We start from the raw sequence: 10,614 nt of genomic DNA, 5'->3' as shown, positions 1-10,614 counted from the left end.
GCTCGCCGACAAAGACATAGCGGCGCTTTTCGGCCTGCGCCTTCACAAACTCGCGGACCTCGCGCGAAAGCTCGGGGTAGAACGGGGCGAGCATGGGATCGTCGTCGGCGGCGATCAGGATGGTATAGAGTGCCGGCGCCGTGTTGACGCCGTTGATCACCAGAGTCTGATCCTCCATGTCGCGAGCGGCCTGCTTGGCAAGCTTCTTAAAGGAGAACGGGGCACGGGTGGCACCGAAGATGCCGGCCACGTGGTCCTCGAAGATGTTCAGGAAGTTCACGAAAGATCACTCTCCGTATAGGTTCTTTGGTATCCGAGCAAATATAGGCATATCCCAACGATTATAGAGGATAGGGTTCCCGCAACCGCCGCCTTGGCGACGACCGCGGCTGCAAGGCTGGCAATTTCCATATGGTGTGCAAGACAGGACGCCGCTGCGCAGCCGATGCCGGCGACAGCGATGGCGGCGATTACGGCAAGGTTTGAGCCCTGATCGGCACGCTTGGCATGGGCGTTGAGCAGCGCAGATGACGCCGCGGCAGTTGCCGCTACCAGCACAAAGGCAGCCCAAAGGAGTGGGTCTCCCAGCGCTGCGGCAACGTTACCGAGCCCCAGCACGCCTCCGGCTGAAAGCGCGACCGTGGCCAGACGGGCAAAAAGTGCGCCCATGCCCGTTGCCGCGGCGGCGCTTGCCGGGCCGAGCCAAAATGACGCGACGCCGGCGGTGACCCCAGCTGCCAGGAAGGTATTGCCGGTCAGACAGCCAAGCGCGAGTGCACAGGTGAGTGCGGCGCTCGCGGCAGCCTCGGTGCGACCCCAGGCGATCCACCAACCGGACATGGCGGCGGCAAAGATCACCGCGACGGGCAACATCGACAGGACGCCCTGTGCCTGCATGGTGGCGTTTGCCATGAGCACCAAAAAGCCCACAGCCGAGATGGCCGAGCCAATCTGGGGGGCCAGGCCGGCCGCCGCTCCGATCGCGATAGCCGCAATGACCAGGCCGGGAAGCGCCGCGACGCCGGCCGTCTGCATCAGCAAAAAGCTAAAGGCGCCGCACGTTAGCGCCGAGATAGCGTGCATGGCGTAGTCGCGCGCATGGCTCCAGCGCGTGCCTGCCCAGCCGAGTGCGGGGTCGACTTCGATGGTGTCGTCCTCGTAGCGCGACGGCTCGATATCGTCGAGCTCCTGCTCGTCATCCGAAAGTTCGCCAACCATTTGCTCCAGGCTGCGACGGCCTTCGCGCACGCTGCCCAGACCGGCAAGGAGCTGGTCGCAAAATGCCTCGATGCTGTTGGGGCGGTCCTGCGGCATGGGGGAGAGCGCGCTCATGAGCGCGGCCTCGGCTCCCGGGGGAAAGTGTGGTATCAGCTCGCTGGGATAGGTGGCGCCGCCGATGATGCGGCCGAGCGAGTCGGCGGGCGTGGCCGCCATAAAAGGAGCGCTGCCGCACAGGCCCTCGTAGATCACACAGGCGAGGGCAAAGACATCGGCGCGCTCGTCGACCGTGCCGGTCTCGATATCGAGCTGCTCGGGCGGCATGTAGCCGATGGTGCCGCCGCGTGAGCCGCCAAAGCCACCGGCGGACGACAGCCGCGCCATGCCAAAGTCGGTGAGCTTTACATTGCCCGAGTGGTCGATGAGCACGTTGGCGGGCTTAATGTCCAGGTGGAGTACGCCATTACTGTGGGCGAAGGTGAGCGCCTGGCCCAGGGCATCGGCAATGGCCGCGGCCTCGTCAAAGGTAAGTGAGTGGCCGTCCGCGCGGTGCAAAAACTCGGCCAGCGACATGCCATCGACATATTCCATAACCAGGTAGGCATAGGCTGTGTCGTGCGTAAAGTCGATGACCTGCACGATGTTGGGATGTTGAAGCATGGCGGCAGTGTGCGCCTCGCGCAGGACATCCATGATGTCGCTAGCGGGCATGCCGGCACCGTTGATAAGGGGGATGCGTTTAATGGCGACGCGGCGGCGCAGGTGCGTGTCGCGGCAGATCTCGATGGAGCCAAAACCGCCGGTCGCAAGCGTCTCGAGCGGCTGGTACCGCTTGAGCAGCTCGCGAGAGCTGGTGCCCTCCAAAGGAACGTCCGGCGAGAACCGGGCGGTATGTTGCGAGAAAAGCGGCATGGCCAACCCTCGTGCGTTTAAAGTTCGTTTGCGAGCGGCGGGCGCGGAGCCGAGCCGTTCGCGGTGGCATAGATGCTGCTAGTGTAGCACGCTCGGGCGGATGGCGAGGATAACGGGATGCGAGGCCGCCTGTCTGGCTTGGCCTTAGTGCTTCTTCTTGTTCTTCTTCTGCTTGCGCTGCTTGCCCTTGGTCTCCTGGGGCTTGTCGCCCTGCTTGGCCTCGGCGGCGGCCTTCTCGGCCTTCATCTTCTTGCGTTTGGTCTCGATGCGGAGTTTTTTGTTGATGCGCGCCTTGAGGAAGGGGCCAAACTGCTCGGCATCGCCGCGAACAAAGGTGTCCTTGGGGATCGTCACGCCCTGGTCGGCGAACATGGCCACAAAGATGCGCTCGCCGTCGAGCACGTGGTCGAGCTTCTCAAACGGGAAGAACTGCGACTTGCCGCTCTTGCCCCAGACCATCAGGCCGTCCTCGTTGGCGGCGACGCGGCGGTAGCGGCCGCCCATGGACTCGTCTGCCTCGACGGCTTCGATAAAGTCGCGCGCGAGCGTATGGTGCAGATTTTTGCTCCACCAGGCCAAAAAGGCGCCGAACACGATCAGCACGACGCCGAACTTGATCCAGTTGCCGCCGGCCACCAGCATGCCGATGCCGATGAGCACGGCAATCGCGGCGGCGACGTACAGGGAGCCACGGCGCCTGGGCGAGGCGACCAGGCGGGCGAAGTCGGTGACGAGGTCGTTTTCGTATTGGTACTCGTTGAGGTACAGGATGCCGTCGTCGGCTGCGGCCTGCTCCTCGAGCGCGACCTCGACCTGGTCGGCTGCTTCGGAGGGAACGAGGTTGCTCTCTGCGTCTGCCATGCTCTTTGGACTCCTATCGCGGCGGGCTCGCCGTACGGGTTATTATGGAATGCAGTATGCCGTGCGACCGCATGGCCGCCGCGGCAACAAGACTCAGTATACCCGGGGGAGCACCCATGGAATCGTTGTACCGAAAGTATCGCCCGCTCACCTTTGACTCCGTGGTGGGCCAGCAGCATATCGTCTCGACGCTCGAGCACGCCATCACCGAGGGGCGCCTGTCCCACGCCTACCTGTTCTGCGGACCGCGCGGCACGGGCAAGACCACCATGGCGCGCATTCTGGCCAAGGCGCTGCTGTGCCGCAATGCCGAGGCGGCGCGCGCCGAGGGTGCAAGCGGCTGCATGCCCGACGGTACTTGCGAGGAGTGCGAGCTCATTGCCGAGGGTAACCACCCCGATGTCTACGAGCTCGATGCCGCCTCCCGCACGGGCGTGGACAATGTGCGCGAGGAAATCATCAACTCCGTCAACTTTGCCCCGGTGCGCGGCAAGTACAAGATCTATATCATCGACGAGGTCCACATGCTCACGACGGCGGCGTTCAACGCGCTGCTCAAGACGCTCGAGGAGCCGCCGGCACACGTGATCTTTGTGCTGTGCACCACCGACCCGCAAAAGATTCTGGAGACCATCCTCTCGCGCTGCCAGCGTTTCGATTTCCATCGCATCGGCAACGAGGATATCGAGCGTCGCCTGGCATACGTGTGCGAGCAGGAGGGCTTCGATTACGACGATGAGGCGCTGGCTATCGTGGCGCGCCATGCCAAGGGCGGTATGCGCGACGCGTTGTCCACGCTGGAGCAGCTGAGCGTCTTTGGCAACGGTTCTGTGCATGCGGACGACGCCCGCTCGCTTTTAGGCGAGGTTTCGGACCAGATTCTGGGCGAGTTTTCCCGCGCCATTGCCGATCGCGATGTTGCCGAGCTCTATGGACTGATCCGTGCGCAGGTCGAGGAAGGAAACGACCTGCTGGAGCTGACGCGCGACCTGGTGGCGCATGTGCGTGACGTGTACGTTGCCTGCGTTGCCGGTGCCCGTGCCGAGCTGTTTGAGGGCGGCTCCGAGCAGGCCGAGGCGCTTGCTGCCGAGGCCGCTGCCTTTGGCGAGCATCCTGCCGACCGCCTGGCCCGTGTGCTGACGGTGCTCGACGATGCCGCACTGGAGATGAGGGGCGCGAGCGACGTGCGCCTGGTGCTCGAGATCGCCTGCACGCGCCTGGCACGTCCCGAGGCCGATTTAACGATTGAGGCATTGGCCGAGCGCGTGGCCCGCTTGGAGGCCATGGTTGCCAACGGCGCCGTGCCGGCGAGCGTGGCTGCTGCTCAGGCCGCCGCGTCTGCAGCATCCGTACCCGCTGCTGCCCAACAGCCGACGCTAATTTCGGGCGCTCGTGCTGCCGCTCCGGCGGCATCCGCTGCCCCCGCTGCTACGTCCGCGCGCCAGGGCGGTATGCCTTGGGACCGTGGTGCTGCTGTTCCGGCTGCCCAGCCTGCGTCCCGTTCTGCGTCCGTGTCAGCTTCCAAGCCTGCAGCGCCTGCACCTCAGCCTGCGCCGACTCCGACGCCTCAGCCCGTTGCGGCTCCCGCGCCTGCCACCGCTCCGGCACCTAAGCCCCAGTCCAACAATGCCGCCCAGGTTGCCGCCGCCGGTACTGCCGAGACGCCCGCGGTCGAGGATGCCGGAGAGCTGCAGCGCAAATGGGCCGAGGTTGTCGAGCGTGTCAAGGCGCGTCAGGCTTCCTACGCGGGGCTTTTGCTCAATGCCCGCGCCACGGCTGACGACGGCTCCAGGCTCACGGTCTCGTTCCCCGCGGGCTCGACCTTTGCCATCAAGATGCTTGGACGCGCCGACACGCAGTCGGTGGTCCTGCCGACAGTCAGTGCGGTCTTCGGTCGTCGTACCGTCGACTATGTCCTGGATGGGGGTGGCACGCCGGCTCCTCAACATGAGGAGCATTCTCCATCTGCACGGGCTGCGGTATCTGCGGACCCGCAACCCGTGTCCTCGGCGGCCCCTGCATCCTCGAGCGCCAGCGCGACGCAGCCAAAAGCAGCACCGATAGCGGCGCCGACCCCGTCGGCGCCTAAGCCCGTCATGGCCAAACCGGCTGCTCCGACACCCGCGCCCAAGCCTGCCTCGCCCGCGCCCAAGTCGTCTGACCTGGGCAAAGCCCCCTGGCTGCGCTCCGACAACCCCGCCGGCGCTCCTGCCACGGGCAAGCTCCCGACCGAGCCCGCGCCCCGAGCGCCCGAGCGCGCGTCCGCTCCCAAGGCTCAGCCCGCCGCGCCGTCTGCGCCATGGGAATCCGAGCAGGTTCCCTACGACGATGCCATGGTTGGCGGTTTTGTTGCCGATGCTGGTGGGGACGATCTGCCTCCGTTCGACGTGCCGGGTGCGGCGTCCGCGCCCAAGTCCGCTGCAACTGCCCCCAAAGAGGAGGACGCTCCTGCAGCTCCCTGGGAGTCCAACTCCGGTGCGGGCGGCCCCTTCGGCCATCAGGGTGCAGCCCCGAGCATCCCGCAGACCGAGGACGAGGCCAAAGCCCTCATCCGCAGCGTCTTCGGCCAGTCCACCATCTTCAAGCCGGTGGAGTAGCTGCGCAGGCGGGTATACTGCTCAAGAAGAGAACCCTTTGAACGGAGCGAGCTTATGATGTGGGAATATGTCCGCCTTGAGGACGATACGCAGGTTTCGTATTCCGAAGTCCGGGAGGACAACACGGTGAAGGTTGTTGTGGAGCGCCCGCGCGATTGGGGTTTTGACACGGCGGAGTGTATCTTGCCGGCATTCAATTGGGTGTCACACGAGGGCTTTAGCGAAGCGAACCTCAAAGAACTCGATGATTTCGTGCGCAACAATGCCCCGCTCATCCTGCGTTTTGCCTACGAAGGCGGACGAGTCTATGCCTAGTCTTTTCCGACTCGGCCATATATCACTTTCTTTTGTCCGGGCGCATCTGTATTTCGTACATGTGTAGCGTGGTGCCACGTATCTCGCATTCGAGCAGGCAGGTACGTGACGGCCGGCCTAGGGTGCTGAGGTCGACACGATACGTCGCACGGCTGTCCGAGTACTCGACTTGTTCGGCGCTGACGGTTGCTCCGATTGTCAAAAAAGAGCCTAGCTCGGCATCGACAATCTTGGAATCTTTTATCTTGACCTTGAGCTCTTGGTAAAGGGACGGGCTGTTGTAGTAAACGGTCCGGGTCCCGTCGGTGCACTCATCGGTCGCTTCCCATTTGACGACGGGCTGGTCCGAGCTGGCTATCAGCAGTTCTGCTCCAAAGGCTATAGCATGGGTGATGACAACCAGTAATGCCCAGCCGACAAAGAGATAGAGAACCACATATGCAACGGGGTGTTTTGAGCGGATGTTTTGGAGCGCGTCGGGGGCATTCATGGGGGCACCTCCAAATTGCTGTCTGTGACAATCAAATTATACCCTGCCATCATGAGCGCCGCCTCGAGCAGCGGTTCGGCATTTTGTTATCTAGCTGGATGCAGAAAATGTCGGATTCCGGCTCTACAAGATTTAGCTTTCAATATTATGCAGATGCGAATTATTCAACTTCGCATAATCTTTGGGTGCGGTTTGCACTCCAGGACATGTATATCGACTGAGGTAGCGTGTCCGCCCCGCTTGCTTGCCCCGCGCCGTGGTACGATTTTTGAGTTTGAAAGTCCCGCCGCGCTCCGGCTGCCCTTGCAGCTCGGCGTGCGGCCGCACGTAAAGGAGCCATCATGGCCGGTATGAACATGCAGCAGATGATGAAGCAGGCTCGCAAGATGCAGGAGCAGCTTGCCGCCGCGCAGGAGAACCTCAAGTCCCAGACCGTCGACGCCTCTGCCGGCGGCGGTATGGTCAAGGTGACCGTTAACGGCGAGATGGAGCTCGTCAACCTCACTATTGACCCCGATGCCCTCGATCCCGAGGACGTCGATATGCTGCAGGACATGATCATGGCTGCCGTCAACGAGGCCGTCCGCGGCGTCAACGAGCTCGCCAACAAGCAGATGGGCGCCATCACCGGCGGCCTCAACATCCCGGGCATGCCGTTCTAAGACACGCATATATATGAGTGCGAATCACAGTCTGCAAAAACTGCTCGATGAGCTGGGCCGTCTGCCGGGCATTGGTCCCAAGTCGGCCCAGCGCATCGCCTATTACCTGCTCGAGGCCGATGCCGAGGAGGCCCGTCGCCTGGCCGAGGCCATCCTGGAGGTTAAGCAGGAGGTCCACTTTTGCAGCCGTTGCTTTAACTACGCCACGGCCGACGAGTGCTCCATCTGCCAGGATTCGATGCGCGACACTACTCGCATTTGCGTGGTGGGCGAGCCGCGCGACGTCCAGGCAATCGAGCGCACGGGCAGCTACCATGGCCTGTACCATGTGCTGGGCGGCGTGATCAGCCCCATGGACAAGATTGGTCCCGAGCAGCTGCACATCCGCGAGCTGCTGGCGCGTTTGGGCCACGAGGATATCCATGAGGTCATCATCGCCACCAACCCCAATATTGAGGGCGAGACCACGGCGAGCTACCTGGCCCGCACTATCAAGCCGCTGGGCGTTGAGGTGTCGCGTCTGGCGAGCGGCCTGCCCGTGGGCGGCGACCTGGAGTATGCCGACGAGCTTACGCTTGGGCGCGCCATTGAGGCCCGTCGCACGATTTAGGTGGCGAGCCTGCTCCTGCCGTATGTTTTCCTGGCGACGCACGGGGCAGTCATAATTTCCCCGTGCGACTATAAGTTTGTTGTGCAACAAAGATACTTTGTATCCGCTTATCGCATGGATGCTTCCGCTCGCATCCTTAATTTGCTCATTCGTTGCGCAACCTTTTGGGTTCGCTGATACACTCAAATATGGATTCGAATGAATGCGCCGCTCCCGAGCGGCGTGTTTTTGTTGGAGGAGAACGCATGCGGCCCGGTGGCACTCAGACAAAGCGCGGCGCCGCGGTGCGCATGCGACGCCGACTGGGCTTGGCGCCGCGGGCGTACGCACTGCTGTCTTGCTCGCTGGTGCTGGTCATAGCTGGCGTTTCTGCCTATGGCATGACCGTGCCGTCCATGATGCAGGCACATGCCGCACGCGAACCGCGCGTGGGGCATGAGGTCAAAAGTGATCTGGGCACCACGACTGGATATGCTTGGGCAAGTGTGGTCGCGCATATTGTGTTTGGCACCGACGACGCGGACGGCGCCGAGGCCCCGGACAACGAAGTCACGCTTGCCAATGGCAAAACCATCGTGCTCACCAACACCAAGATCATCGATCGGTTGTCCAACAATAGCGTGGCGGCAACGGTGAATAAGGTCGAGCAGCAGAAGGAGCAGGACGCCCAGCAGTCCGGAAAGCCCGGTAGCTCGGATACTTCTGGCTCCGGCTCGGATTCGTCGAGTTCGGGCGGTGGCTCTGGGTCGGGTTCCTCTGCCGGAGGGTCTGGAAACGGCGGCTCGACGGGCGGCAACACTGACAACGATGCAAACTCCGGTGGCCTTTCCGCTGCTGAGGAAGAGAGCATTCACAGCTGGCTTGTGACCAAGTACAACATGCTCGACGGCTATGTTTCTCGTGCCAATGACGTGGTCTCGACCTATAACTCTACGGGAGATCCCAGGCCGTGCGACAGCCTGGTCGGGGAGATGTTTGTCATTCGAGCCGAGTTCGGTCGTCAGACATTCTCGCCCCGGTCAAAGTGGTATCAGCAGTATGCCAATCTGTGGGGCTGTTACACCAACCTATGTCAATGGGTCGGCCATTACGGCGATGATGACGTCGCGCTCGGTAACTTCAACAATAACGTGGCGGCGCTTGCCCTATGATGACCGATCTTGCATCCACCACACCACAATCGCTCGGTCGCGATCCCATGGTCGGCCTGCGCCTGGCGCGTGTCGACGGGTTTGAGCCGGCCATTGCGCTCGGTCAGGGCGAACTGCCTGCCTATCTGCGTCGTTTTACGATGCTGTTTGCCGACGATGCCGCCATGCGCCGTGGCGGTATCGGCCGCGTGACGCGTGCCGTCAACGCCCAAGGCGAGGCCGTGGCACTCAAACAGCTCATCTTGCCGACGCGCGATGAGTTTGACGACGATGCCGCTCACGAGGCGCTGGTCGCCAAGTTCAAGGCGGCGTTTCGCGAGGAATATGAATGCCACCGCGCCCTTTCGGGCCTTAAGGGCTTTCCCCGCCTCTATGGCTGGGGCGAGGTCGACGGTGTGCCTGCAATTGTCATGGAATGGGTCGAGGGCGAGACGCTTGCCCGCTTGCGTTCGCGACTCGCCGTGGACGATGCCGGACGCCTGTCGCCGCTTGTGGCGGCGCGTCTGGGTCGCGACCTGTTCGATCTGCTCTGCCGTATGAGCCTGGTGGGCGAGGGCTTTGTCCATCGCGATATCTCGCCCGCTAATATTATGGTGCGCACGGCGCGTCTACCGCTTGACCGGCAGCTTGCCGAGGGCACCTTTGACCTGTGCCTGATCGACTTTGGCTCGTCGCTGGCGCTCGAGCCTGCGTCGGCCGTGGCCGGTACCGGCGGCAAGGCGTCGTTTACGGAGCGTTATGCCACGCTGCGTCGCGCGACGGTTGCCTATGCCCCGCCCGAGATGCTCACCGACGATATTCCCGACCTGCGCGCTTTGCGTATGTCGCCGGCGATCGACGTCTACGCCGCGGCAAGCACGGTTTACGAGCTCATCGCCGGTGTCGCGCCGTACGAAGTAGCGCCGGGTGCGTCGGGTACTTCGGGCTCGCGCAAAAAGACGCGCGATATTGCCAGCCCTTATCGCCTCAAGATGGATACGCTGCCCGATTATCCCGTCGGCGCCCACGCGCCCGGCTGCGACTTGACGCAATTGCTGCGACGCGAGCCCGATGTGGCACTTGCCGCGGCCGAGCAGGCTCAGCAGCTGGGGCTCGATCCAAATTCCGAGGATCTGCGCGATGCGCTGGCGTTTGTCGACGCTCAGCTCTTCGATGTGGTGATGGCCTGTCTGTCCTGCCATCAGGAAGATCGTCCCGAGCCGGCTGCGGTGGAGGCGGCGCTCTCGGCATTTTGCGACCACTATGCGCAAAATGTCGCCCGCTCGCTTCGCGCCGAGCCGCTCATGCCGTGCCCGATGGAGGTATCGGGGCACACGGCCCGGCGCGCGGCGATGGTTGGTGCGACGGCGGTATGCGGCGTGCTTTGGGCTGTGGTCGTGGTATCAGCGGCGCTGTTGGCGTCGGGCGCCCATGTGGCGCTCGTCGTGGGACCGCTTATGTGGTCCGGGAAGCTGCCGGCCATTATCGCCGCGCTGGCGTTGGCGCTGCCGGGCGTGGCGGGCATTGCCGCCGGGGCCTTGGCGCGCGATCGCCGTGCGGGATTCCTGCAGGGCGTGTTGGCCCTTTCCGCCTGCGAGGTCCCGGCTCTGGCCGCACTCGCATGTACCGTGTTTTCCCAGCATGGCGTGGCGGGTGGCCTGGTGGCCGCCATAATTGCAACCTATGCGCTCACGTGGTTTTTGCTGGCGATGGGGTTTGCCTTCGAGCTTCCCGTCGTGTCAGCACGACGTGCGAAAACTCCCATGGCGACGCCGCTTGCCGGCGGAGCCGCGGCTGCCCGCGCCTTTGGCGGGCCGGC

Annotated in this window: 10 protein-coding genes; 6 read left to right on the top strand and 4 right to left on the bottom strand. The window is 63.3% G+C overall.

Annotated elements, in window-relative coordinates; genetic code table 11:
* The 3 genes from DXC67_RS09160 to DXC67_RS09150 all read right to left on the bottom strand — a co-directional run.
* On the bottom strand, window positions 1-280 hold a 280-nt coding region (locus DXC67_RS09160), incomplete at its 3' end, for an FhaA domain-containing protein (protein ID WP_117638148.1).
* Window positions 277-2,130, bottom strand: coding sequence for a serine/threonine-protein kinase (locus tag DXC67_RS09155; protein WP_117638147.1), 1,854 nt, complete (start codon window positions 2,128-2,130; stop codon window positions 277-279). The genes DXC67_RS09160 and DXC67_RS09155, both read right to left, overlap by 4 nt.
* A 144-nt stretch (window positions 2,131-2,274) precedes the next feature.
* Window positions 2,275-2,991 (bottom strand): hypothetical protein, encoded by a 717-nt coding sequence (locus DXC67_RS09150; RefSeq protein ID WP_117638146.1) that lies wholly within the window; start codon window positions 2,989-2,991, stop codon window positions 2,275-2,277.
* Between the two features lie 116 nt (window positions 2,992-3,107).
* Here DXC67_RS09150 and dnaX point away from each other — a divergent pair, with 116 nt between their 5' ends.
* Together dnaX and DXC67_RS09140 are read left to right on the top strand one after the other, a co-directional pair.
* The gene (gene dnaX, locus DXC67_RS09145) at window positions 3,108-5,588 is read left to right on the top strand and encodes a DNA polymerase III subunit gamma/tau (RefSeq protein ID WP_158551337.1); all 2,481 of its coding nucleotides are present in this window, start codon (window positions 3,108-3,110) and stop codon (window positions 5,586-5,588) included.
* 54 nt (window positions 5,589-5,642) lie between these two features.
* Window positions 5,643-5,903: a hypothetical protein gene (locus tag DXC67_RS09140; protein WP_117638144.1), complete on the top strand. Its 261-nt coding sequence runs from the start codon at window positions 5,643-5,645 to the stop codon at window positions 5,901-5,903.
* A 22-nt stretch (window positions 5,904-5,925) separates the two neighbouring features.
* Here DXC67_RS09140 and DXC67_RS09135 read toward each other — a convergent pair whose 3' ends face one another.
* Window positions 5,926-6,393: a hypothetical protein gene (locus tag DXC67_RS09135; protein ID WP_117638143.1), complete on the bottom strand. Its 468-nt coding sequence runs from the start codon at window positions 6,391-6,393 to the stop codon at window positions 5,926-5,928.
* Between the two features lie 341 nt (window positions 6,394-6,734).
* Between DXC67_RS09135 and DXC67_RS09130 the strand changes: the two genes are divergently transcribed.
* From DXC67_RS09130 to DXC67_RS09115, 4 genes are all read left to right on the top strand, one after another.
* A complete protein-coding gene (locus DXC67_RS09130) occupies window positions 6,735-7,055 on the top strand; it encodes a YbaB/EbfC family nucleoid-associated protein (RefSeq protein WP_006235174.1) in 321 nt (106 codons plus the stop codon).
* 13 nt (window positions 7,056-7,068) lie between these two features.
* Window positions 7,069-7,665, top strand: coding sequence for a recombination mediator RecR (recR, locus tag DXC67_RS09125; protein WP_089573257.1), 597 nt, complete (start codon window positions 7,069-7,071; stop codon window positions 7,663-7,665).
* A 245-nt stretch (window positions 7,666-7,910) separates the two neighbouring features.
* On the top strand, window positions 7,911-8,816 hold the full coding sequence (locus DXC67_RS09120) for a hypothetical protein (protein ID WP_117638142.1): 906 nt from the start codon (window positions 7,911-7,913) through the stop codon (window positions 8,814-8,816).
* Window positions 8,813-10,614 (top strand): serine/threonine protein kinase (locus DXC67_RS09115; RefSeq protein WP_369831370.1); only part of this gene is annotated, 1,802 nt, incomplete at its 3' end. The genes DXC67_RS09120 and DXC67_RS09115, both read left to right, overlap by 4 nt.

This window comes from Collinsella sp. TF07-1 (assembly GCF_003437235.1).
Lineage (GTDB): Bacteria > Actinomycetota > Coriobacteriia > Coriobacteriales > Coriobacteriaceae > Collinsella.
Note: the sequence above shows the minus strand (reverse complement) of the source record. Positions and strands in the feature narration are given on the sequence as shown.

Excerpts from the sequence above, each read along its gene's own strand:
- DXC67_RS09155 (WP_117638147.1), bottom strand. The coding sequence starts at position 2,130 with ATGCCGCTTTTCTCGCAACATACCGCCCGGTTCTCGCCGGACGTTCCT.
- DXC67_RS09150 (WP_117638146.1), bottom strand. The coding sequence starts at position 2,991 with ATGGCAGACGCAGAGAGCAACCTCGTTCCCTCCGAAGCAGCCGACCAG.
- dnaX (WP_158551337.1), top strand. The coding sequence starts at position 3,108 with ATGGAATCGTTGTACCGAAAGTATCGCCCGCTCACCTTTGACTCCGTG.
- DXC67_RS09140 (WP_117638144.1), top strand. The coding sequence starts at position 5,643 with ATGATGTGGGAATATGTCCGCCTTGAGGACGATACGCAGGTTTCGTAT.
- DXC67_RS09135 (WP_117638143.1), bottom strand. The coding sequence starts at position 6,393 with ATGAATGCCCCCGACGCGCTCCAAAACATCCGCTCAAAACACCCCGTT.
- DXC67_RS09130 (WP_006235174.1), top strand. The coding sequence starts at position 6,735 with ATGGCCGGTATGAACATGCAGCAGATGATGAAGCAGGCTCGCAAGATG.
- recR (WP_089573257.1), top strand. The coding sequence starts at position 7,069 with ATGAGTGCGAATCACAGTCTGCAAAAACTGCTCGATGAGCTGGGCCGT.
- DXC67_RS09120 (WP_117638142.1), top strand. The coding sequence starts at position 7,911 with ATGCGGCCCGGTGGCACTCAGACAAAGCGCGGCGCCGCGGTGCGCATG.